Here is a 23017-nt window from a genome sequence, read left to right as displayed (position 1 = left end):
CCTCCACTGCATGACTTAAATATATTGGGGGTTGACATTACCCATAGATAGGGGCGGTCCGTGACCCGCCCAAAAGCATTTCACGTCCTGCCTTAGAGCATGGCAGGATGTCGCACCGAGTAGTTAAAAATCATATTTGGTGCTTCACCTCCGGCGATAGTAACTCACTACATTGATAGGCAGCCTGCCTTTCTTCGCGGCTTTGCGTGATGCAAGTTTTTAGATAAGGGGACGTAGTTCGGTGATACGGCTATAGTTCAAATGATTTTATAATCTGACAAATTGACTCCGCCCGTGTGCCACGAAGTTTCGTAAGAGATGAAGGGGTCGGTCCTTCGGCATCGGTTTGCACGAGCAGATGCCAAACCGCCTTGAGCTGCTGTGTCCAAAAGGCATGGTGGTGAGCGTCAAGGAAAGGTATGAACAGAGAAGATGAACGGAAGTGAATCACCATTTAAGTGTCGAAAGTGAATCAGACGATGTCAAAACCAAGGTATGGACGTAACTTTGGGACAAGTGCAGCGGCAACGTGCCTATTGGCTGCGCGGCATCCGGCATAGAGGTGGCATGATCTCTGTTTAGGCTCTTATGTGGAACGTGGGAACCTGTATGGCGATGATAAGGGAGCCAAGCAAGCTGTGAGGGACGCGGTTAGCTTGTGAGTACCGATGCGCGATGCAGGGACGGATCGGTTCGTAGTAGTGAAGAAGCTTCTGTAATGGAAGTGGAGCGAAGGGACCGAACTGTTCAGCATCAAGTCAGTTATCAACCATCAAAAGTGGGAGGAATGAGTGACTACCAGCAAGTCGTATCAGATATCCAGGCAAGTGGTATGGGAAGCCTATCTCAAGGTGAAGGCCAACAAAGGGGCGGCGGGAATCGATAAAGAATCAATGGAGACGTTTGAGGAAAATCTCGCGAATAATCTCTACAAGAATTGGAATCGAATGTCGTCAGGTAGTTATTTACCTCCGGCAGTTCTGCGCTGTGAGATACCTAAGAAAGATGGAAAGAAACGGGTCTTAGGTATTCCGACAGTGGCAGACCGAATTGCCCAGATGGTGGCCAAAATGTATCTGGAACCCCAAGTGGAACCAAAGTTTCATGAGGATTCATATGGGTACAGACCAGGAAAGTCAGCTCACCAGGCGATAGGAAAGGCAAGAGAGCGGTGTTGGAAATATGACTGGGTGATTGATATGGACATCAAGGGATTCTTTGATGAAATCGATCATGAATTACTGATGCAAGAAGTACGGAAGTATACTGATGAAAAATGGATACTGCTGTACATTGAGCGTTGGTTGAAAGCCCCATCCCAAAGCAAAGATGGAGAAATAATAGAGCGGGCCAAAGGAACGCCACAAGGAGGTGTCATCAGTCCTTTGCTGGCAAACATATTTCTGCATCAAGCATTTGATGAATGGATGCATCAGGAATTTCCATCATTGCGATTCGAACGATATGCGGATGATATTATCGTTCATTGCCACACAGAAAAGCAGGCGAAGTATGTACTGGAATGTATCAGAAGACGCTTGAACGAATATCGTCTGACTCTACATTCTGAAAAGACCAAGATAGTTTATTGCAAAGACCAGAACCGCCCAGGCGATCACACGAACACGAGCTTTGACTTTTTGAGTTATACTTTTCGCGGAAGAGTATGCCGGAAGAAAACAGGCCAATGCTTTGTAGGATTTGTACCGGCAGTTAGTCAAAAAGCAAGGAAAGCTATGAGCCAAAAGATTAAGAAATGGGAACTGAAGAAATTAGTTCCATTAACGCTGGAAGAAATAGCGGAAGAAATTAATCCACAGGTCCGTGGCTGGATGAACTATTATGGAACATACTATCGCTCGGCAATGAGACCCATACTAAGACAAGTGGAAATGGCAATTGCAAGGTGGGCCATGCGCAAGTACAAAAAGTTGCATCGCAAACTAGTAAGAGCAACAAGATGGCTGCGATCAATATGGCGAAGAAAACCTAACCAATTTGTCCACTGGGCTTGGTGTATCAGATAGACTGAACAGTAAGAGCCGTATGAATCGAGAGATTCAAGTACGGTTCTGTGAGAGTCTGGATGTGAGATTCCTCTGGGCTACTCGACCCTATGACACGAGTTGATGACTTTCCATGAGACTGATAGTTGACCGATTGATCCCGGCTTTGTCCGCCAATTGCTGATGGGGGAGGCCATTTTTGAGTCTGGTTTGTTTAACTAGGTCCAGAAAATCCTTTATTTGTGACGGCATTTCCCTTGACGCTGCTAGTCCGGTGATAAACTCGGCCGTGACATAAAACAACAAAAAATGTTGCGCAACAAAAAATGTTGTGGTATACTCGTGTTTGAAGAGGAAATACCGAGAATTGGAAGGAGGAGGGTAAAACGCTAATTTTGCTTTAGGCACATTGTTGGGATGTGCCAGTTTGTCTTGTAAGCTTGTGAGGGCTTGCCCCAAAAAAACGTGAGGTGTTTATGATGAAAAAGAATATGTCTGCCAATCGTGGTACTGCTTCTAGACAGAGTAGGCTTCATGTGCGGGGGCATGAAGGAAGCGGAAAATTTCATGTGATGCAAAAAGCCGAACTGGATTTTATTGAGGAAGTGGCTAGAAAAAAAACAAAAGTGGCTGATTTATTACAAGTCGACCGATCAAGAATTACGAAATGGCAGAAGGGAGAATTTCCTGATGCGGAAAATGTTCAAAAAATAGCCGCGCTTGCTCATTTATTTACTTTGCTTATAAGTTACTACTATGAGGATGTTGCATTGAGTTGGTTGAAAGGCACAAATGCACATCTTGGAAATAAAAGACCCATTGATCTTATAAGAAAAGGTCAAATTGATGATGTCATTCTAGCGGCAAAACAAACGATTGCGGGGTCATATGCGTAGAAATGAATCTGTATAGACACTTTAGATGGGAACCAACAAAGAAGCCCAATGAGAGGGGCGGGGCCTTATGGATACCAACGCTATTGCAAGGTGCGGGCCGGCATGATATTTCTGAAACGGGAGTTTTGTATGGAACGGAAGATCCAATATCGAGTATTGCCGAAGTGCTACAGAACTTTCGTAATTTAAAAGATAAAATTAGCCAGCGATATTTTGAACACCCTGATGGAACAGTTCATGCAATTGTGAAAATACACCTTGAGGGAAATGTGAAAATAATTGATTGTTGTCGTGCGAAAAATCTTATTGATTTAAATATAGAGCCGGCGTATATTGCGACACATGACAGAGAACTTACTCAAAGTGTATCGAGGAAATTGTACGAAAAGGGTTATGATGGATTTAAATGGTGGTCTGCGCTTGAATCGAAATGGGTCAATGTTACGCTATTCGGATCACGAGTAAGTGGCAAAGTAAAAATTATAGATGGACCAACAGTATTGAATATTGATATGCCCGAAGTAATTAGTGCGGCCGAATGGATGGGAATTAAATTAATAAAATGAAATAATTTAAAAGATCGAGCTTTGATAATATGGTTGATGACGCGGGACGGATTCGGACTAGACGGTTAACCAGAAAATCACTACCTCCGCTCGGCCCACTTTCCCTTATCAAGAAAACCCTTTATGATCGGGAACGTAGTCCGAATAACTGAATAACTTCCTTGAAGTTCGGCACCAATCACTACATCCCGGTTGACCACCTTAACTATGATCTTACTTTCCTTTTTTTCGAATCAGTTTTATTAAAAGTACAATACCGCTAATAATCAATAGAACAAACACCAGGGTTGTTGAAAGGCTTTTTAGGATGGAAAAGATATTGGTGAGCTTGACCAACCACGCCTGAAAAGTTGGATAGATGCTGAGCATGATAATAATACCGATGTTTTCCAGGTAATCGAAGAGCCCGGAAAAAACGGGTAAGATGACAAGTTTTTGAAGAGTGCTTTTTTCAGAAGATGTCCGTTTAAAAATAAATGCCAATAATAATGAAAAAGAAACTGCAAATAGTCCGGGATAGAGCAGATCGAGCGGGATTTGTTGGAATAGATAAAAGCTGCGTCCTGCTGCTCCGAGAGTTTTAAATAATTTTTGCGCGTATGCCGCACTATACCCGGTTGGCATTAAATCCAGTATTTTCATTCCATTTGAGAAGTGTAAAATTTTTGGAATGGTCACCAACAACATCGCCATATAAACCAGTTGCGTTAAAATAAAAAACAGTAGAACTTTTTTTCCGGAAGCGTGTTTATTGAAAAATTGTTGCAGGTCGGTCACTTTATCTTCTTCAGGAAAAATATTTTTTACTCTACTTTCTTGATCATTCCTGACAATTTCACATCCAAAGCTTGTGCTACCTTGAGTGCGACGCTCATGGTGGGTACGAGTTGATGACTTTCCATGAGGCTGACCGTTGACCGATTGATTTCGGCTTTGTCTGCCAATTGCTGATGGGAGAGGCCTTTTTTGAGTCTAGTTTGTTTAATCAGGCCCAGGAAAGCCTTTATTTGTGACGGCATTTCTTTTTTATTCATTTTTTACAATCCTTTTTTGCGACGTGAGTATATTAAACAACACTTGACATGTGTCATCTACGTGAGTATACTCACCTTTGGTAAACTACTAATTTCAGTATCGGCGCTATGAGGAGGGAATCATGAGGGAATCAGATGACCTGATGTGGTTAAAACTCGGCAGAAGATACAGGCGTATGAGAGTACTCCGCCAAATCCCGCTCAATGCGATCCGTCGGCAGGGGATGTCAATCAAGCGGTACAAGCAAATTGAAGCAGGAACAACGCATTATCTGACAGAGCTCTTCCGGATCGCGAGGGGCTGCTGGGGGTGAAGCCGGCGCGGCTTGTGAAAGGTATCCTGGAATAAGCGGATGTATGCCTGGGTAAGTCCTTTGGTCTTGGGCGGCTGGGTTTTCGGCTGTCTCTTTTTTATTCCAGATATTTTCGCAATAAATTCAGTAAAAATCAGTCAAATAGCATAAGGTCCCGGCAATTGCGTATTGTGAAAAAGGTATAGAAAGGGTATAATAAATATGCTGTTTGAATATGATCCTGAAAAGAGCGCGGTCAACAAGAGAAAGCATGGCATTGATTTTGAGCAAGCGAAGGCCATCTGGCAGGATGGTCATTACCTGGAGATACCGGCAGACACAGAGGACGAAGCACGTTACTTGGTCATTGGAAAAATTGATGACAAGTGGTGGTCAGCTGTGATCACCTATCGGAGTGGCAGTATACGGATCATTTCCGTGCGCCGGTCCAGAAAAGTAGAGGTGGGGTACTATGAAAGCGAAAACATTTGATAAGCAATTTGATGACAATAAGGATGTGAGTAAACATCTCAATCTCAAGAAAGCGCGCCGGCCGGAACAGGAGCAAAAACGCGTGAATGTGGATATTCCGGTCTGGATGATCCAGTCGCTGGACGAAGAAGCCCGCCGGCTGGGCATTACCCGCCAATCCATCATCAAGGTATGGCTGGCCGAGGCGCTGCAACGACACGTGAACCAACTAAAATCATAATGGATTGCCATTGGTGGGGGATGGCGTCAGGTTGTCCAAATAAGCTTTTAAATTTCAATGCTGAAGGGGAAGGGCGAAAAGGCTTTAAAAGCGTAGGGACACAAGGTTCACCCGGATAGCTCCGGATAAAGGCTTTGATAAGCACGGATGAAGGCAAGTAGGGTAAAGGCATGAAAGCGAAAAGTATTCAACCACGGAGAACGCTTAGAACGCGGAGAAAAGCAGAATAAGATAAAAGCGTAAATAGGGTAAAGGCAATAAGATCTAAAAGCATCAAAGATTAAAAATCTCTGCGTCCTCAGCGCTCCTCGTGCCCGTCTTCCGGGTATGCGGTGAACAGTGCTTAGCTTTAAGCTACTTCATTCATTATTATAACTTCCCGACATCCGTCTTGACACCTGATTGCTTTCAGTGGTACCATTTCCTTTAATTATCCTATTTTAAAAGGGAATTCATGAACAAATCCATGGTTTTTCTACAACTTATCCGGCCCAAGCAGTGGACTAAGAATTTGGTGGTTTTTGCCGGGCTGATTTTTTCTGCTAATTTCACCCATCCTGATATGTTGTTCAAAGTTTTTCAGGCTTTTATTATCTTTTGTACGGCTTCGGGTGCGGTGTATATTATCAATGATGTGCGTGATCTGGAACAGGACCGTCATCATCCGAAAAAGAAAAAACGTCCTTTGGCTGCCGGGCTGCTCTCTTCACGCACTGCGCTATGGGGTGCGGCTTTGCTGGTGATTATCAGCCTGGGTTGGGGCATGCTGCTCTCCACTATTTTTGCGCTCGCTGTTTTTATTTATCTGATTTTAAATATCGCCTATTCTTTCGGATTGAAGCATTTTGTCATTTTAGATGTTTTTATTGTGACCACCGGATTTGTACTCCGGGCCGCGGCCGGCGCACTGGTGATTCATGTCCCGATTTCGCCCTGGCTTTTAATTGTGACCGCACTGCTCTCGCTGTTTCTGGGATTTGCCAAACGCCGGCATGAGCTGGTGACCATGGGGGATAAGGCGACAACGCATCGTAAGTCATTGGAGGAATACTCCCCGGAGATGCTGGATCAGTTTATGAGTGTGGTGGCATCTGCGACCATTATTGCTTATTCGCTGTACGCATTTACGTCGCCAACCGCGCAAGCGCATCAGTACTTGATGCTGACCGTTCCGTTGGTGATTTACGGCATTTTACGTTATCTTTATCTGGTGTATCAAAAAAACCTGGGCGGCGCACCGGAGTTAATTCTCTTGCGCGATAAACCGCTGATCATTGTTATTCTACTTTGGACCATCATGGTCGGTTTTATACTTCACATGGGATGAGTTATGAAGAAAACAAAAAAAATAGTACGAACCCTAACTAAAAAAATTAAAAAAAAGCCGGTCAGGAAAACTGCGGCAAAAAAACCTGTTGTGCGAAAAAAAACCGTTGTTAAATCAATTGCTAAAATTGGTCCGAAAAAAACGGTGCGCACTGCGGTGCAGAAAAAAGGTGTCAAAGCGGTCCGGAAAACCGTAACCACGGTACGTCGCCGTCGCTCGCGCGGTTTTTCTCTACGACTTTGGATTGAGAAACAATGGCAGGCAATCCAGGGATTTACACAAGCCAATCCAGAGGCTGCCTGGTTGGGCGTGGTTATGGTTTTTGCCATGATCTTTAGATTGATTCAGCCGGATTGGTATATGGACCGCCAGTTTCATCCGGATGAACGCTGGATTTTCGGCGTGGTGAGTCAGCTTTCTTATCCTGAGGCACCGACCGGGTTGCAGTATGGTACCTTTCCGCTTTATTTGCTGGCTTTGATTAAGGATTTTGTCGCGGCCATTGCAGCATGGTTCGGACCGATGGATACCAATCGTTTTGTTATCTGGTCAGGCCGCATGCTCTCGGCCTTTTTTGATTTAGGGACAATTGTATTTACCTATCTTTTGGGGGTTCGGATTTTAGGCGGCCAAGCCGGCCGTCGTTTGGGATTACTGGCAGCCGCATTGCTAAGCTTTACGGTTTTGAATATTCAGATGGCCCATTTTTTTGTCGTGGATGTTCCTTTGGGGATGTTGACCATGGGAACGATTTACTGGGCCGTGGCCATGGGTCAGACCGGTGAGCGTAAATATTACATTTTGGCCGGTGTGTTTTTGGGACTGGCCGCAGCCACCAAAACCAGTTCTGCGCCATTGGTGCTGGCGGTGGGAATCGGCCATTTACTGGCTTTGACGCGCTGCCCGGTAGAACGGCGGCTCTCGTTATGGCAGGATTTGGCCATGACAGCCGGCATTACACTGGCAGTGTTTTTTATTGCCATGCCGCATGCTATTTTAGATTGGGACCGGTTCTGGACCAATCAAAATGAGCAGCAGCGGATTCTGGTAACCGGTAAAGCGGATGTTCCGTATAACCGCCAGTATCTTTTTACCGTACCCTATCTGTATTATTTTAAAAATCTGATTCGCTACACCATGGGCCATCTGTTGGGAACGATCTCGGTGCTCGCGTTTTTAGCTTATCCAGTGGCAGGAATGGTCCGGTTGCTGCAGGCGGCTTGGACCCGAAAAAAGAAAGTGGTCCTTAAATTTTTTCAGGCAACCGGTGTTTGGTGGATCGTGCTCGGGTTCAGTGTACCGTATTTCCTGATTGTGGGAAATTCATTTGCCAAATTTAACCGCTACATGCTTCCACTCACGCCGGTTTTTTGTTTGCTAAGCGCACACCTGTTGTTGGGGTTTATCAAGGCGGCACCGGTGAAACAGCTGCGCCAGGCAGCCGTGGGCTTTATGCTGCTGGTAGCGGGTGCCGCATTTTTATGGAGTCTGGCATTTGTCTCAACCTATCAAAATGAACATCCCTGGATCGCGGCCTCCCGCTGGATCCAGGAGGAGTTGCCAACCACGTCGCCGTATCAGGGCAAGCTTAGGCCGACCTCGATTTTAAATGAGGAGTGGGGAGATGATCTTCCCACGCATGTCAAAGGCATGCACCCTAAGCGTTTCCGAATGAATAAGTTCCCGGTCCAGGAACCGGACACACCGCGTAAGCGCGAGATTATTATCAGTATGTTGCAAAAAAATGATCTCATTGTCATGGCAGATACCCGCGCCCACGCTGTCTATCGCAGGCTCATCGAGCGTTACCCGATTAATGCCGCTTATTATGAACTCATGTTTGAGGAACAACTGGGATTTAAACTGGCAGCTGATTTTTCCAATTATCCCAGGCTTTTTGGCAAGATGTTCCCGGATGACAAAGCAGACGAGAGTTTCACACTCTATGACCATCCGCATGTTTTTCTTTTTCAGCGTCAAGGACCGGAACTTCGTCAGGCGGAACTGACCAAGCGGCTGGATACCCGGATTGCGGAAATCAAGGCACGGGCGAGCGGACAGCCGAAGCCTGATTTAAAAACAACTCAGCCGGGGAAAAAAGTTGCGCCGCTGGCAGTTGCCACTCCCATACCCACCGTTATCAACGCCAATATCGGGAAATCCCAGGGGAGCCCCAAATTTATTTTAGGAAAACTTAATAGCTTCACTGCGGCCTTGGCATGGATTTTGGTGATCGAAATAATCGGGCTGTTAACCATCCCGCTTTGTCTGAGTCTTTTTCCGCGTTTACCGGATTCGGGGGTGGCGCTCTCAAAAATTGTGGGAACCCTGGTGCTGACTTGGGCCACCTGGATGTTGGTTTCAGCCGGGATCATGCGCCATTTGCAGGGAACGACTTTTTTGGTGCTGCTGATTTTAGGCGGGGCCTCGCTGTACTGGGCATCCCAGCGGCGTACGGAAATCACTGAATTTTTCCGCACCCGCGGCAAATTCTGGATGAGTGCGGAGGCGGTTTTTTTAATTGCGTTTGTCGGCTATATGCTCACCAAAATGTATAATCCGGATATCAATAATCCCTGGGGGCAAGGTTACAATGGCGGCGGCGAACCCATGGGGGTTAGCTTTTTCACCGCGGTTTACAAGAGCTTGCATTTTCCGCCGTTTGATCCCTGGCTAAGCGGCTACTCGATTAATTATTATTACTACGGCCAGGTGATTCTCGGTATTCTGGCAAAATTGATCGGTGCGGCACCCGAATATTCCTATCAGATATGTATTGCCTTTTTATTTGCCCTCACCATGACCGGGGTGTATGGTCTGGGTGTAGGTTTGACCGGCAAGCGGCGGTGGGGCATTGCCGCAGCTGTGGCAGCAGCGATGTTTGGCAATTTACATACGTTTTTTTATCTCCTGGAGCCGTTTACCCGGCATATGCACTGGAATGATATGCTCGGCAGTGTAGGGAAAGTATGGACCGAGACCATTCGTCATGCCGGGCGGTTTGAATTTATCTGGAATCCCACGCGTTTGATTAAGGGTACGATTAATGAGATGCCCTGGTTCTCATTTTTATATGGGGATTTGCATGCACATATTATCGCCATTCCGTATTCTTTGCCCATCATCGGTTGGGGTTTGAATGTTCTCCTGCCGGCTAATCAAAAAAATCAGCTCATGCCGGAAGCCACCGGCCGCAATGGTACGGAAAGAGGATTGACTTTTTTTATAATCGCACTCACGTTGGGATCGCTTTCGGCAATCAATACCTGGAATTTTCCTCCGTATGCTTTTTTGATTCTGGGAGTGTTGGCTGCCAAGGCGCTGGAAGAACGCAAAGGAAAAACCATGCCGTGGCGGGCGCTGGGTATCGCGGGTTTGGCCTGGGTACGTCTGGTGATCGGCGGTTTGTTTCTGTTCTTCTTTTTCCATAAAAATTTTACGCCTCAATCAACCTCCCTGGCGTTTGTAAATCCGGCCGTGCGTACGCACATCAAGGAATTTTTGATTTTTTTCGGCCTGCCGGTATTTGTGCTGGTTACATTTTGGGGCATGCAATTGGTGCCGCAGGGGGCTGCGTTCCTTAAAAAATTAGGCTGGGCAGCCAAGTCACGCAAGGTTTGGTGGGTGAAAATTCTCCGCGTGCTGCAAACCTTCTGGGAAAAATATCCCATTGTGGTTTACGGTGTTCTCTCGGTTTTGGTCGGTGCGTTGCTCCTGACCCTGTTCAACCAACCCTTGCTGGCGTTGCTCTCCGTGATGATGATCATTGCGGTTTATGTGTTGGGATGGCAATCTTTGACGCCTCAGCTGCGGATGGCCATGATTTTGGCAGTGATCGGTCTGGGAATTGTTTTGGGTTGTGAACTGGTGCATATCCGTGATTTTATGGGTGTTGGGGGCGATATGAGCCGCATGAACACTGTGTTTAAATTTTATATGGTTGCCTGGATTTATTTCGCATTGTCCTCGGCAACATTTTTAGCAGCCGTGTTTTCCGGAAAAAAAGAGACGGCGAAAGTATGGTCGAAATTTTGGCGGCAAAAGCCATGGTGGTGGCTGCCGGGCGGGGGAGTCGGGGTGCTCCTGCTTTGGGGGATTGCCAATTACTATCAAGAAATTTTAAGCATGCCCTGGCTGGCCGGAACCCTGTTTGTTTGTATCATCGGGGCGCCGGTTGCGTGGGCGGTCCGCCCGAAACAGGATTATTTGCGCTTGGCCTGGGTGGCGGTCTTGATTGCAATTGTATTTGTTTTGTCGCTGTATTCGCCGATCTCTTTGTATAACCGGATGCGGCTTTGTTCTGAATTTAAAAATCCTACGCTGAGCGGTTTTGCCTATTTGCAGCGCATGCTGCCCAAAGAAGCGGCGGCGCTCCGTTGGATTAATGAAAACATTAAAAACGCCGACATTGTTTTAGAGGCGCCGGGCTATCGCGGCTATAATTGTTTTGATACGCGGATTGCCATTTTTACCGGTCAGCCGACATTGATCGGATGGATCGGTCAGGAAGAGCAAATGCGATATGATCCGGAGCTGACCGGGAGCCATACCCGGGATGCGGAACGCATCTACCGGTCCTTGGATTCCCAGGAAGCTCTGGCTGTGATGGACCGTTATCAAGTGGAATATGTCTTTGTAGGTGAAAACGAGCGCAAGGCGTTTTCAGGCCCGGGTTTAAAAAAATTCGGACGTTTTATGGATATCGCGTATGAAGATCCGGCGGTCACGATTTATCAACGCCGCTGCAAATAAAGATCTGCGGGAATAACTTTACATTTGTTATTGCGGGCGAAGTGAAGCCCCGACCGGATGGGGGATCGTATGGGACTTCCGTTGGTCGCAATCCCGTTTTTATTATCATTTTGCAATCAAAACAGATTGCTTCGTCGCCCAAAGCGCTTCGCGTAATGATAATTAAATGTAAAGAAGTGTTGGAGGCACGACGCGATCACGATAAAATGAAGAGGAGGATAAACTCATGAGCAAGGATAGAGGACCCGACATGAAAGACAACAAAGGTGTACAACTGCAGGTGGAAGTGGATGAGACGGTTGCCCAAGGCGCATATGCCAATTTGGCCTTGGTGGCGCACAATGCCACCGAGTTTGTGCTGGATTTTATTTTTGTTCAACCGCAGCAGCCCAAAGCCAAGGTGCGCTCCCGCATTATCACATCGCCGGGCCATGCCAAGCGGTTTTTGCACGCCCTGTCTGAAAATATTTCCCGCTATGAACAAATTTTCGGACCTATCAAGGAAGTGGTTTCCGGACCGGACGAGAAACAGATCAAACTGCACTAAAAAGCAAGGATTGCATGCGCACGATCGCGTATCCCGGATGCAATAAATTGTCGTAATACTCAGACAGTGCATGCAATTGTGGCGGGGAAGAAAAAATAGTGGTAAACTTATAAAATGGATTTTGAAGTGAAGCATAGCATGTAGTCTATTTTGAAGAGTCAGAGGGTGAAGCATGCCGGATAATTTGGAAAAAGAAATCCAGGCGATTGTCGCCGAGATCATGGAAGTGGAACCCGAGGAAATTCAACTGGACAACACGCTGGAAGCTGTTCAGGAGATTGAATCGGTGGCCATGTTAGAAGTGCTGGTGACCTTAGAGCGGCAGTATGAAATTAATATTACTGAAGATGATCTCAAATCTGTCACACAAATGGGGCACGTGGTGGACTTGGTCCGCCAAAAAATCGCCCAAAAAAAGGCAGGATAAGGAGAATACATGCTGTATAGATATGGATTGATTCTTCTCATTATTCAGTCGGTGTTAACTTATTTTGCATTTCCCAATGCCCAGGTTCCACAGGCAAATATAGTTTCTGCGGTTCTTATTTTTTTTGCACTAACCCCAACTTTTCTTGTAGTACTTATTTATAGTGGACGGCAATTGCCGTGGTTTGCGGGGTTGAGTGTTGTTGCCGGTTCTTTACCCGCCGCTATTCATATGGCTGATATGAGTTTTTTTCCGGTAATTGGCGTTTTAATTTTAGCGCTATTGGCAGTATTGGTTGGGAGCTTAGGCGCGTTGGTAGGAATAGGGATGCGTTTTTTTTATGACCGGTTTCCCTGGGCGTTTATTTTGCTTGCACCGGCATTTTTTATATCCATAGAGTTTTTACGTTCAGTCCTTGTTCTTTACGTTTGGTTTATGCCGCCACCCGCCATTCTTTTTGCCTATCCTTTGGCAGGCCTCCCGCCATTGATTCAAATGAGTTCATTGACGGGTGTGTTCGGGCCGGAATTTTTGGTGTTTTTTGGCGCGGCCACGATGGCGGTCGCGACGTGGATGTGGATTGTCAAAACATCCATTATTCGCAATTTTTTAAAAATATCACCCGATGTTCAACCGCTGGACAAAGCCGGGATAAAAAAACAGTGGATGGTTGGCAGTGGTGTTGGCCTGCTTTTGCTTGTCCTGATAGCGGTAGGCAATATTGAAGCTGTAAAAATATCAAAAATGCAGAACACAGCAGAATTCAGTTTGAGGCCTGCGCTTTTACAACTGCAAATTGATCCCAGTGCCAAGAGTAACTGGGACCGTCAGTTTCGTCATTTGATTTTACAAAAATACACTGAAATGTTCCAAGAGGCGAAGCAAAAAAATGCAGACGTGCTGGTGTTTACAGAAAATGCTTTGCCCATTGTGTTGCCCAAAGATGTCGAAGCCTGGCAGGAAATTATCCGGTTAACGCGTGCAGCCGGACTGCCTGCCTTGATAGGGTTGGTGACCACGCTTGAAGAGGATATGTCTTTTGATACCTGGTATTGGGTGGATCAAGAGGGGGAAATCAAGGATTATTATAATAAACGTTTTTTGGTGCCTTTTGGTGAATACATGCCCATGCGTTTTGTAGTCGACCCGGTGATTGATGCAATTAATTATTTGTTTCATCAATCCTATCACTATTTTAAAATCACTTCACTGCCAATGGATAATTATGATTTGACAGCGGGAAAAACAGAAAAAATATTTTCACCCACAAAAGACAGCAAGGTCTCTTTGAAAGTCTGTACAGAGATAACCATTGCCGGATACTTCCGGGAATCGGTCCGGCAAGGCGCCCGGCTTTTTTTATCGCCGGCTGCGGTCAATTGGTTTCAGACGCCGGTGGACTGGAATTTAGGACTTGAGACATGCTGTTTCCGTGCGGTGGAGACGCGGCGCTGGGTAGCGCGTTTGGCCAGCATGGGCGGCACAGCAGCGATTGATGCGCTTGGGGTTATTCGGGAGACAACACCATTTGGCCGGCGTGCAGTGTTGGTTCCTAAGATGCCGCTTTTAGACTATAAAACTTTTTATGTGCGGTTTGGCGATGTTTTTTCTTGGTTGTGTGTGTCCGTCTGCCTTGTGTTTCTCTTCTTTGCGTGGCGCCGCCGGCAGCCGGGAAAAAGCTGAGCTCACGACGCTGCTTTTTTCCCGGCTCGGCCAGGCGTCCTGTATGCCATTGCAAAGATAACGCATCACATTTGATTCCTGCATAAGGATAGGCAGACAAAAAAATCAGAGGTAAGCCAATGAAGGAAGTATTTATTTCCGGCATGGGGATCATATCGCCGATCGGTGTGGGGATTGATCCGTTTTGGAATGCACTCATTTCCGGAAAATCCGGTATTGTCCCCATTACTCGTTTTGATACTGATTGGTTACCGAAAAAAAAAGCCGGTGAACTCCAGGATCTACAGAACACCCCGTTTTTATGTGACAAAGAAATGTGCTCACTAAGTACAGTAGGGAGAATGGTACTTTCCACTTCCCGAATGGCACTGAACGATGCCGGTTTACTGCACGAGGGCAAACGCGCTGCGGAGCCGGAAATCGATTTTATGCTGGCAACGATTCTTGGTGATGCCATGGATTATATGAATCAACGACAAGAAAAACCGGAACAAAAAAAACAGATGCAGCAAAGATTTTCAAAAAACAATTTTGTTCATGATTTTTTAGTTAAAACGGCAGCCTGTCTGGGGATAACAGGTTATCAAACAATTAATTCCAATGCTTGTGCCGCATCCGGTTATGCGATGACATTGGCAGCCGAAAGAATCCGCCAGGGTAAAACGGATATGGTATTGTGCGGTGGTGTTAATATTTTGTCCAAAGCTGAATATATAGGGTTTTGTAGTTTGCGCAATTTGGCGTCCGAATGGTGTCAGCCATTTGATAAAAATCGTCAAGGTTTAATGATCGGGGAAGGTTGTGGCATGATGGTGTTTGAGTCGGAAGCGTCAATAAAGCGGCGCGGATGTCAGCCATTGGCCAAGTTGGCTGGTTACGGATGGTCAAATGATGCGTATCATCTTTCTTCACCACATCCGCAAGGGTGGGGTATTCGTGCTTCTGTCAGGCAGGCATTGAATGATGCGGAGGTACAACCTCATGCAGTGGACTGTATTATTGCGCATGGGACAGGCACCGTGGGCAATGACAGTACAGAGGCGCAGGCTTTTGCGGATATTTTTGGAAGCTATAAAATACCGGTGACAGCGCCGAAATCCATGTTGGGCCATGCGATGGGCGCGGCCAGTGTGATGGAAGCGATTACCGGTGTTTTGACACTGAATAAAAAGATTATTCCACCAACCATTCATCATGAAGTGGCAGATGAAAACTGTCCGGTTGATGTGGTCGCGAACCACGCACGACAAAAGGACGTTGGTTGCTGCATGACCAATTCATCCGGGTTTGGCGGGAGTAATAGCAATTTGATATTGAAACGTATTTGAGGATAAGCGAATGAAAAATAAAATTGCGATTTATGATTTTCAAATACTGAGTGTTTTGGGTGATACGCCGGAAGAAATATGGGATCATTTGATAAACAAGACATCTTGTTTAAAAGAACTTTCGTTTTCTGAAAAGGAGAACGAGGCAAGCATGCTGGTTGGCCGGATAGAACTTGATTTCAAGCGACTGCTTGGCGGGAAGGGATGGCGGCATCATAACCGTGCAGCATTGATGTCTTGTTTGGCAGGCAAGCGCCTCTTGGGGAGTGAACTTTTCGAGCAGCATTGGCTGTGCCGACCTGAAAAAATGGGATTGGTGATGGGAAGCAGCACGGATTTTTTTTATGATGATATCCAGGCAATGCAAAAAGAAAAAACACTTCGTTTCGTGAATCCAGTAAGAGTTTTAACCCTTTCAGCCAATGTGATTGCTTCATTGACAGCGATTTATTTAAAAATAAAGGCATTTGCGATGACGCATCCAACGGGATATTTGGCAGGATATGAGGCTTTGGAGCTTGCCGCACAGTCACTTAGCGCCGGACGATGTGAATGGGCACTCGCCGGAGGTGCTGAAGAAATATTTTTAAATGCTTTGCAGAGTCAGGATGAAAATTTTTTTGGCAGGTCGGATTCCGGAGAAGCGCTTTTGCTTGATGTCGGGAAATATCAGAATATTCCAGTAGGTGAGGGGTGCGCGTTACTGCTATGTGGAAAAGCCGGGCGGAATTTATATCCTAAAAATAATTCTCGTGCATTGATAGAGGGATTTGCCATGTGCTTTAATCCCGAACCCAAAACACCAAGTGATCCAACGGCTGCCTGCCAGGCAATTAAAAAAATACTCATCCAGGCGGGTATCCGGCCGAATCAGGTAGGTGCGATTTTTTTATCCTGCAATGGAACGGCAAGTCAGGATGAAGCTGAGGCGAGAGCGCTTACCGAAGTGTTTGGCGAGGAAATGCCGCCGGCATTCGCGTTGAAAAGTGTGATTGGGGAAACGTTTCATGCGGCGGGTGCATTATCCGTTGCCATCGCAACCGTATGTCTGGAAAAGGGAATAGTACCGCCCAATCAAAATCTGGCTGAATCCCAATGGGTGGATAAACTGAATATGCGGGATCAAAAAAGAAATATTCAAACCCCCTATGTTTTAGTCATGGGTATGGAGAATAATTATAAAGCCGGGGTGTTGATTCTTTCTCTGCCCAGTGTGGGTTGATTTTTGGTTATGCAGCAAGTTTGTGACTGGCGTACTCCGGGAATTAAATTTACCCGGAGATATTTTGGGCCGGATTATTTTGCTGCGTTGGTTTAAGGCAATTATGCTAAGCTGTTTTAATTAGACAAAGGACGGGGTACAATATAGATGGCCATCTTTTTAGGGATTATTTTCGTTCAGAGCATTTTTTCTTTGTTAATCTGGCCGAGTTTTCTTTTGCCTGACATGAATCTTTTTTCCGCTTTGGCGGTTTTTATTTTACCGATTCCATGCCTGGTGATTGTCCAGATGTACAGTGGAAAGCGTCTATTTGTTTTGTTCGGTTTAAGTCATGTCGCTTGTTTTTTACCTGCCGCGATTCTTCTGCTACAAATGAAATATCATGTCTGGATAGGATTTATTATTTGGTTCATGGTTGGTTTAAGTACGTTTGCTATTGCCGGGCTTACCGGCGTTTGGGGACGACTTGTTATACGCCGTATGCCTTGGGCAATGGTTTTTGTCGCACCGTCGCTTATGTTATTTGTTGAGTATCTTATGATTCTTCTTTCACAGACGTTTATATTGATTCCGCCGCCGGAGACACTTTATGCTTATCCTTTGGTTGCTATTCCACCATTAATTCAAATTGCTTCTTTCACCGGGGTGCTGGGTGCCAGCGCGTTGGTCGCGTTTTTTGCAACCACGGCGGCGGTGGTGCTGCGTGAAAAAATTCTTGCCAATCCGCGTTGGCGGGAACAGCTGAAAATTGACCCGGATGTCGTGCCGTTTTCCGTGCCGGACCGTAAAAAAGTCCTGTGGGGTTCTGTGGCCGTGGGAGTGGGATTGCTGCTTCTGGTTGTTTTAGGCAATGTGGAGGCTGTTCGGGTTGCCCAACAACAAGCAGCCAGTGATCGGAGCGTGAAGGCGGCGTTGCTCCAGGCCCAATTTGATCCTGCAACGACCGGTAAATGGAATCGGACCGTGGAAAATACAGCAGTGCGCATTTATCGCACGATGATGATGCAAGCTAAGGAAAAGGATGCAGAAATTTTGTTTTTTACGGAAAATGCTTTTCCGATGGTGCTTCCCCGTTCTCAGCGGTTATGGGAGGAGGTTCGCGAGGTTATTCGCGAGGTAGAGCTTTCGGCGATTATTGGTGTTATTACTGAAGTGGACAAAGATCTATCCTATAACATGTGGTATCAACTCAATACACTCGGTGAAATTGAAGGCTATTATACCAAACAAGCGCTGGTGCCTTTTGGTGAGTATTTGCCCCTGCGAAAGGTGATTGATCCGGTGATTGCCGTTATCAACCGTATTTTCAACACCACGTACTCGCTTTTTAAGTTAACCGCAATTGAGTACGATAATTATGATCTCGCACAGGGAAAAGAGAGTAAGCTTTTTTCTGTAAATGACGGTAAAATTTTTCTCGCGGTTTGTGATGAAATTATGTATTCAAAATATTTTAGAGCGGGTGTTGCATTGGGTGGCGAAGCGGTATTTGCGCCCAATGCGTCCAATTGGTTCCAACGGCCGGCTTATTTCAACCGGCGTTTGCAAATGACCGCATTTCGGGCGGTGGAAACCCGGCGCTGGATCGGTCAGCTTTCCAGTATGGGTGGTTCGGCATTTGTGGATGCTCTTGGCATCATACGACATGCCTCGCCCTTTGCGACGCGTTCGGTCAATGTCCAGATCGTGCCGCTGCTTACCGGCAAAACCCTGTATGTGCAATGGGGCGACTGGTTTGCCTGGTTTTGGCTTGCGATTCTTTTTGGGTTCAGTATGGCAGCATTTATATTTTCCCGATGGAAACGAAGCACATGATCCCAATGGCCGGAGAACAGTCGGATAAGGCGGCGAAAAATCAAGAGCGTTATTCATCAAGTGTTCCTCCTTTCCGTTTTATTGACAGCTTCACTCAATATGACGCGACAACCTGTCGGACCGTGAAAAGCATCACACGCAATGAATGGTGTCTGGTTAAGGTAGGGAAAGAAGGATGGATTTTTCCTCAAACGCTGTTACTGGAGTGTATGGCGCAAACCGCCGGGACCTTTGATGAAATTCTTCAAAATCGAACTCCCCCTAAGAAAATATTGGTTAGTCGTATTCGGGATATTCGCTTCATGCGTGATCCGAAGCCGGGAGATCAATTGATAATGGAAGCGAGATTGTTGAAAGTATTTGCTCAGCAAGCGGCCTATTTTGTTGTGGCTAAAATTGATGAGCAGAAAATCGCGGAGGCAAATTTTTATTTTGCCAGGCTATAAAGGAGTTCGGTGTGACGGATGATAGACACATACTCAAAGAATTGGGTTTGTGGCGGCCGTGTCTTCAACGCTGGACGCAGTCTGTCGGTTGGTATTTGTTTTTTTTAATTTTAAAATATTGGTGCGGACTGCGGTTCGAAGGGACGCAAATGCTGGCGGGTCTGAAACAGTGTGTTTTTGCGCCCACCCACGCCAGCCATCTTGATTTCTGGGCAGTGTTGCAAGGTGTTCCGCCGGCCTTGCGTACCCGGACATACGTGGCAGCGGCCAAAGATCACTTTTATAGGTATCCGGTGCGCAGGGTGGTGATCAACCTGTTTTCCTATCACAACTTTTCCCTGGACCGTGAGCGCGCTTCCCATGTAGAATATCGAAGGCTTTGTAGAATTTTGACTTCCGGCAAGTCCTTGTTGATGTTTCCACAAGGAACACGAACACGCGATGGCAGCCTTTTGCCTTTTAAACCCATGTTGGTGATGCTGGCGCTGGATTGTGAGGTCCCGATCGTTCCTGTGGCAGTGATAGGGAGTTTTGAAGCCATGCCGGCAGGACGGTTTTGGCCGCGCCGGAAAATGATTCGCGTCCGTTTTGGCAAACCACTGTTTCCGAAAAGACCGGCGGATTTAAAAAAACTTTCCAAAATATCCAAAAAATTGAATAATGAGTTGATGCAAAAAATAGCAGCACTTTATCATGGCAAAACGGAATAACCCGTTGCCGGGAAGTCGGGAGTTTATATGCAGGATGTTTATATTACAGGCATGAGTGTGATGTCGTCGATTAGTGCCGGGAGCGATGTCTTCTGGCAAGCATTGCTAAAGGGCGAATCCGGTGTTGGGCCTGTAACCCGGTTTGATACCTCTTGGTTACCGATTCATATTGCAGCGGAGATCAAAGATTTTTATGCATTGGGCAATATTCGTGATGCGGAAAAAAAAGAACTCAGCCCGGTTGCGACGTTGGGCTTGTCTACGGCGCGTGCAGCACTTGATCAGGCGGGGTTGCTTGATGCAGCCGGAAAAAATCGATTTCCGGAAATGGACTTGTTGATGGCTTCGATTCATGGGGACTTAAATGAGTATCTGACACAATGCAAAAAATATTGGGAGACAAATAATACTGCTGAAATAAAGGATATTGTTAAAGACACGATGGTCAACAATATTACCTTTGGTTTTTTGAATCAGATGGCCCGTCGGTTGGGTATGACGGGATATCATGGGATGAATACCAATGCGTGCGCTGCTTCCGGCTATGCCATCAGCTTGGGCGTTGAGCGGATCCGACAGGGGAAAACGGCGCTGGCTTTATGCGGCGGGGCGGAAGTATTGGCAGAAGCGGATTATAGCGGATTTTGTTCTTTGCGGGCATTGGCAGCTGAAGCTTGTCAGCCATTCGACCGTGATCGCCGGGGTTTGATTATTGGTGAAGGGTGTGGTGTGTTGGTTCTCGAATCAGGGGAATCCGTCAAACAACGGGGTATCATACCTTTGGCTAAAATTGCGGGGTATGGCTGGAGTGCGGATGCGCACCATCTTTCGGCACCCCATCCGGAAGGTTGGGGGACACGGCAATCCATTGTATTAGCATTGGAAGATGCTCAATTGGAACCTAAGGCCATAGGTGGTATTATTGCCCACGGCACAGGAACACCGGGTAACGACAGAACTGAAGCCAATGCATTTGCCGATGTTTTTGGCAAACAAGCTATTCCGGTGACAGCACCTAAATCCATGCTGGGGCATACCATGGGTGCGGCCAGTGTTATTGAGGCCATCATCGGCATTTTGTCATTGATCCATCAAACACTGCCACCCACCATTCATCATTATCACACAGATTCCGGTTGTCCAATTGATGTCGTTGCAGGTAAACCGCGCGCGCTGCAGAGTCGTTTTTGCTTAACCAATTCCTCGGGATTTGGCGGCAACAATGATAGTCTTATTTTTGCGCTGCCATGAAAAGGAATGAATGATGGATGATATTAAAATTGTAATAACCGATTTACAGATGATCTGTCCGGCGGGAGATAAGCCGGAGCTTATTTTTGACAGTCTTTTAAAAGGTCAAATATTTTTAAAAAAACACGAACAGTCGGATGACATCATGGGGGGAGATGGGCTTACCGGCCGTGTTGAGCAGGAGTTTAAAAAAGAGCTGGAGGGGAAAGGCTGGCGTCATCATAATCGTTCAGCGTTGATGGCTTGTTTGGCCGGCAAAAGGATTTTTAAAACGAGACTATCTGTTGATCATCCGATTTGTCAACCGGAGAACGCAGGGTTGGTTTTGGCGTATAATCATAATGTTTTTTCAGAAGAAGTAGAAGATGCATTGGCGAAAAAGTCGCTCCACTTAATCAATCCTGCAAATTTTTTGACCATGTCTACCAATGCGGTTGCATCGCAAGTTTCAATTTATTTGAATATTCAGGGATTTACGATTACACAGACAATGGGTTATCTGGCAGGGCTCGAATCTTTGGCAACCGCTGCTTTGACATTGAATTCCGGACGTAGTCGTGTTGTTTTAGCGGGTGGGGCAGAAGAAATTATTCCACAAATCCGTTATAGCACAGCATCCTATAATCGGAACGTAGATCAAGCGTTGCTTTTTTCGGGGATTCCAGGAATGCCTGTGAGTGAGGGTTGTGCGCTTTTGCAGTGCGAAAAGGGTGCACCGGCCAAGGATCAGGGGCGTCCGGCTCGTGCTGTGATCCGGGGATTTGGGATGTATTTTAATCCGGCGCCGCAATCAGCGCATGATCCGGAAGCTGCCCGGCAGGCGATACAAAAAGCCTTACAGGATGCAGGTATTCATCCAAAGGACGTGGGCGTTGTTTTTACGGCAACCAATGGCAATACAATGCAGGACCTTGCCGAAGCCCGGGCTCTTTATGAGCTTTTTGGAGAGCAAATGCCTCCGGCATTTGCATTGCGCAGCACACTGGGAGAAGGATTCCATGCCTCGGGGGCACTCGTGTCCGCCTTGGCGGTGGTTTGTTTAGAGCAAGGCAGCTTGCCGCCCAACCAGAATTTAACCGGAAATGAGTGGATTGAAAAATTAAATCTTAGTGACCAGAAAAGAAATCATCATGCCCGTTATGCTTTGGTAATGGGGATGGAGCATCAGTACAAATCAGGCGCATTGGTACTTTCGGTGCCTACATCATGAGGGTAATATAATGGAATTTCGAGGTAAAACAGCATTGGTAACCGGCGGGACCGGACATATCGGCAGGGCAGTTGTAAAACGACTGCTGCAAGCAGGATTGTCAGTAGCATGGACATATCACAGCAACCAAGTTGTTGCAGATGAAATGGTTGCGATGGGTGATCCCGGCAAGGTCATGGCGATTCGTACCGGAGAGAATAATCTTGCAGACGCCCGCCGCATCGTAAAGCAGGTCAAGGATGCCTGGGAAACTGTGGATTATTTGATCAACAGTATTGGCGTAACCTGTGATAGGACGTTTGTACGCATGGAAGAAGAAGATTGGCAAACTGTCATGAAGCTTAATTTGGATGTGCCCTTTGCTTTTGCCAAGGCAGTTATTTTTGATCAATTGAAGAGCCAGATGGGCACCATTGTCAATATATCGTCAGTCGCCGGTTTGACCGGGTCTGCCGGTCAGGCAAATTATTCGGCTGCCAAGGCAGGATTGATAGGTTTGACAAAATCACTGGCGCGCGAGGCGGGTCGTTTCGGCGTTCGCGTCAATGCCGTGGCACCGGGATATATTTCATCGTCCATGACAGACCAGATGCCGGAAAAATATAAACAAGCTGCTTTGGCAATGATACCCTTGCAGCGTTTCGGGAGTAGTGATGAAGTCGCGGCTGCGGTTGCGTTTCTTCTCTCTGAGGAATCGCGCTATATTCAGGGTCAGGTTTTGGTGGTGGACGGTGGTATGGTTGCCTATTAATGATTTTTTCCGCATGTTCCTTCTTATACCCATGACAGCAA

The 23017-nt window shown here is 46.5% G+C and carries 21 protein-coding genes; 18 read left to right on the top strand and 3 right to left on the bottom strand.

From position 1 onward, the window contains the following. Window positions 1-791: 791 nt before the first annotated feature. A complete protein-coding gene (gene ltrA / locus K8S19_13480) occupies window positions 792-2027 on the top strand; it encodes a group II intron reverse transcriptase/maturase (protein MCD4814689.1) in 1236 nt (411 codons plus the stop codon). Window positions 2028-2114: 87 nt separating this feature from the next. Here the strand turns inward: ltrA and K8S19_13475 are convergent, their stop codons facing one another. Beyond that, window positions 2115-2258 (bottom strand): helix-turn-helix domain-containing protein, encoded by a 144-nt coding sequence (locus K8S19_13475; protein MCD4814688.1) that lies wholly within the window; start codon window positions 2256-2258, stop codon window positions 2115-2117. Window positions 2259-2482: 224 nt separating this feature from the next. Here K8S19_13475 and K8S19_13470 point away from each other — a divergent pair, with 224 nt between their 5' ends. Then, on the top strand, window positions 2483-2902 hold the full coding sequence (locus tag K8S19_13470; GenBank protein MCD4814687.1) for an MbcA/ParS/Xre antitoxin family protein: 420 nt from the start codon (window positions 2483-2485) through the stop codon (window positions 2900-2902). A 2-nt stretch (window positions 2903-2904) separates the two neighbouring features. After that, window positions 2905-3468 carry an RES family NAD+ phosphorylase gene (locus K8S19_13465; protein MCD4814686.1) on the top strand — a complete coding sequence of 188 codons (564 nt, stop codon included), beginning with the start codon at window positions 2905-2907 and terminating at the stop codon, window positions 3466-3468. A 213-nt stretch (window positions 3469-3681) separates the two neighbouring features. Here the strand turns inward: K8S19_13465 and K8S19_13460 are convergent, their stop codons facing one another. Continuing rightward, window positions 3682-4245 (bottom strand): hypothetical protein, encoded by a 564-nt coding sequence (locus K8S19_13460; protein ID MCD4814685.1) that lies wholly within the window; start codon window positions 4243-4245, stop codon window positions 3682-3684. A gap of 26 nt (window positions 4246-4271) precedes the next feature. Further along, window positions 4272-4502, bottom strand: a complete 231-nt coding sequence (locus K8S19_13455; protein MCD4814684.1) for a helix-turn-helix transcriptional regulator — start codon at window positions 4500-4502, stop codon at window positions 4272-4274. A gap of 515 nt (window positions 4503-5017) precedes the next feature. On the opposite strand from K8S19_13455, the gene K8S19_13450 reads away from it, so the two are divergent. The 15 genes from K8S19_13450 to K8S19_13380 all read left to right on the top strand — a co-directional run bounded on the left by K8S19_13450 (window position 5018) and on the right by K8S19_13380 (window position 22976). Beyond that, window positions 5018-5287 carry a BrnT family toxin gene (locus K8S19_13450; protein MCD4814683.1) on the top strand — a complete coding sequence of 90 codons (270 nt, stop codon included), beginning with the start codon at window positions 5018-5020 and terminating at the stop codon, window positions 5285-5287. Beyond that, on the top strand, window positions 5268-5507 hold the full coding sequence (locus K8S19_13445; GenBank protein ID MCD4814682.1) for a BrnA antitoxin family protein: 240 nt from the start codon (window positions 5268-5270) through the stop codon (window positions 5505-5507). Before K8S19_13450 ends, K8S19_13445 begins: the two co-directional genes overlap by 20 nt. A 454-nt stretch (window positions 5508-5961) precedes the next feature. Next, window positions 5962-6834: a decaprenyl-phosphate phosphoribosyltransferase gene (locus tag K8S19_13440; GenBank protein ID MCD4814681.1), complete on the top strand. Its 873-nt coding sequence runs from the start codon at window positions 5962-5964 to the stop codon at window positions 6832-6834. Window positions 6835-6837: 3 nt separating this feature from the next. Continuing rightward, window positions 6838-11586 carry a DUF2298 domain-containing protein gene (locus K8S19_13435; GenBank protein ID MCD4814680.1) on the top strand — a complete coding sequence of 1583 codons (4749 nt, stop codon included), beginning with the start codon at window positions 6838-6840 and terminating at the stop codon, window positions 11584-11586. A gap of 250 nt (window positions 11587-11836) precedes the next feature. Beyond that, window positions 11837-12133 carry a DUF3467 domain-containing protein gene (locus tag K8S19_13430; GenBank protein ID MCD4814679.1) on the top strand — a complete coding sequence of 99 codons (297 nt, stop codon included), beginning with the start codon at window positions 11837-11839 and terminating at the stop codon, window positions 12131-12133. Between the two features lie 172 nt (window positions 12134-12305). After that, the gene (locus K8S19_13425) at window positions 12306-12560 is read left to right on the top strand and encodes an acyl carrier protein (GenBank protein ID MCD4814678.1); all 255 of its coding nucleotides are present in this window, start codon (window positions 12306-12308) and stop codon (window positions 12558-12560) included. A 9-nt stretch (window positions 12561-12569) separates the two neighbouring features. After that, window positions 12570-14243, top strand: coding sequence for an apolipoprotein N-acyltransferase (gene lnt, locus K8S19_13420; GenBank protein MCD4814677.1), 1674 nt, complete (start codon window positions 12570-12572; stop codon window positions 14241-14243). A 119-nt stretch (window positions 14244-14362) separates the two neighbouring features. Then, window positions 14363-15571, top strand: a complete 1209-nt coding sequence (locus K8S19_13415) for a beta-ketoacyl-[acyl-carrier-protein] synthase family protein (GenBank protein MCD4814676.1) — start codon at window positions 14363-14365, stop codon at window positions 15569-15571. 10 nt (window positions 15572-15581) lie between these two features. Then, the gene (locus K8S19_13410) at window positions 15582-16793 is read left to right on the top strand and encodes a hypothetical protein (GenBank protein MCD4814675.1); all 1212 of its coding nucleotides are present in this window, start codon (window positions 15582-15584) and stop codon (window positions 16791-16793) included. Between the two features lie 147 nt (window positions 16794-16940). Further along, window positions 16941-18608: an apolipoprotein N-acyltransferase gene (gene lnt / locus K8S19_13405; GenBank protein MCD4814674.1), complete on the top strand. Its 1668-nt coding sequence runs from the start codon at window positions 16941-16943 to the stop codon at window positions 18606-18608. Beyond that, the gene (locus tag K8S19_13400; protein ID MCD4814673.1) at window positions 18605-19054 is read left to right on the top strand and encodes a hypothetical protein; all 450 of its coding nucleotides are present in this window, start codon (window positions 18605-18607) and stop codon (window positions 19052-19054) included. Before lnt (K8S19_13405) ends, K8S19_13400 begins: the two co-directional genes overlap by 4 nt. 11 nt (window positions 19055-19065) lie before the next feature. Beyond that, on the top strand, window positions 19066-19764 hold the full coding sequence (locus K8S19_13395; protein MCD4814672.1) for a 1-acyl-sn-glycerol-3-phosphate acyltransferase: 699 nt from the start codon (window positions 19066-19068) through the stop codon (window positions 19762-19764). A 27-nt stretch (window positions 19765-19791) separates the two neighbouring features. Then, on the top strand, window positions 19792-21015 hold the full coding sequence (locus K8S19_13390) for a beta-ketoacyl-[acyl-carrier-protein] synthase family protein (protein ID MCD4814671.1): 1224 nt from the start codon (window positions 19792-19794) through the stop codon (window positions 21013-21015). Window positions 21016-21025: 10 nt separating this feature from the next. Next, on the top strand, window positions 21026-22225 hold the full coding sequence (locus tag K8S19_13385; protein MCD4814670.1) for a hypothetical protein: 1200 nt from the start codon (window positions 21026-21028) through the stop codon (window positions 22223-22225). Window positions 22226-22235: 10 nt separating this feature from the next. Further along, entirely contained in the window at window positions 22236-22976 is a 741-nt protein-coding gene (locus tag K8S19_13380) for an SDR family oxidoreductase (GenBank protein ID MCD4814669.1), read from the top strand. Window positions 22977-23017: the final 41 nt, after the last annotated feature.

The sequence above is a fragment of the bacterium genome, assembly GCA_021108215.1.
GTDB lineage: Bacteria > Oederibacteriota > JAAXVQ01 > JAAXVQ01 > JAUVAV01 > JAIORK01.
Note: the sequence above shows the minus strand (reverse complement) of the source record. Positions and strands in the feature narration are given on the sequence as shown.

Excerpts from the sequence above, each read along its gene's own strand:
- lnt (MCD4814677.1), top strand. The coding sequence starts at position 12,570 with ATGCTGTATAGATATGGATTGATTCTTCTCATTATTCAGTCGGTGTTA.
- lnt (MCD4814674.1), top strand. The coding sequence starts at position 16,941 with ATGGCCATCTTTTTAGGGATTATTTTCGTTCAGAGCATTTTTTCTTTG.
- K8S19_13430 (MCD4814679.1), top strand. The coding sequence starts at position 11,837 with ATGAAAGACAACAAAGGTGTACAACTGCAGGTGGAAGTGGATGAGACG.
- K8S19_13400 (MCD4814673.1), top strand. The coding sequence starts at position 18,605 with ATGATCCCAATGGCCGGAGAACAGTCGGATAAGGCGGCGAAAAATCAA.
- K8S19_13415 (MCD4814676.1), top strand. The coding sequence starts at position 14,363 with ATGAAGGAAGTATTTATTTCCGGCATGGGGATCATATCGCCGATCGGT.
- K8S19_13455 (MCD4814684.1), bottom strand. The coding sequence starts at position 4,502 with ATGAATAAAAAAGAAATGCCGTCACAAATAAAGGCTTTCCTGGGCCTG.
- K8S19_13425 (MCD4814678.1), top strand. The coding sequence starts at position 12,306 with ATGCCGGATAATTTGGAAAAAGAAATCCAGGCGATTGTCGCCGAGATC.
- K8S19_13465 (MCD4814686.1), top strand. The coding sequence starts at position 2,905 with ATGAATCTGTATAGACACTTTAGATGGGAACCAACAAAGAAGCCCAAT.
- K8S19_13385 (MCD4814670.1), top strand. The coding sequence starts at position 21,026 with ATGATGGATGATATTAAAATTGTAATAACCGATTTACAGATGATCTGT.
- K8S19_13470 (MCD4814687.1), top strand. The coding sequence starts at position 2,483 with ATGATGAAAAAGAATATGTCTGCCAATCGTGGTACTGCTTCTAGACAG.
- K8S19_13410 (MCD4814675.1), top strand. The coding sequence starts at position 15,582 with ATGAAAAATAAAATTGCGATTTATGATTTTCAAATACTGAGTGTTTTG.
- K8S19_13440 (MCD4814681.1), top strand. The coding sequence starts at position 5,962 with ATGAACAAATCCATGGTTTTTCTACAACTTATCCGGCCCAAGCAGTGG.
- K8S19_13445 (MCD4814682.1), top strand. The coding sequence starts at position 5,268 with ATGAAAGCGAAAACATTTGATAAGCAATTTGATGACAATAAGGATGTG.
- K8S19_13435 (MCD4814680.1), top strand. The coding sequence starts at position 6,838 with ATGAAGAAAACAAAAAAAATAGTACGAACCCTAACTAAAAAAATTAAA.
- K8S19_13380 (MCD4814669.1), top strand. The coding sequence starts at position 22,236 with ATGGAATTTCGAGGTAAAACAGCATTGGTAACCGGCGGGACCGGACAT.
- K8S19_13475 (MCD4814688.1), bottom strand. The coding sequence starts at position 2,258 with ATGCCGTCACAAATAAAGGATTTTCTGGACCTAGTTAAACAAACCAGA.
- K8S19_13390 (MCD4814671.1), top strand. The coding sequence starts at position 19,792 with ATGCAGGATGTTTATATTACAGGCATGAGTGTGATGTCGTCGATTAGT.
- K8S19_13450 (MCD4814683.1), top strand. The coding sequence starts at position 5,018 with ATGCTGTTTGAATATGATCCTGAAAAGAGCGCGGTCAACAAGAGAAAG.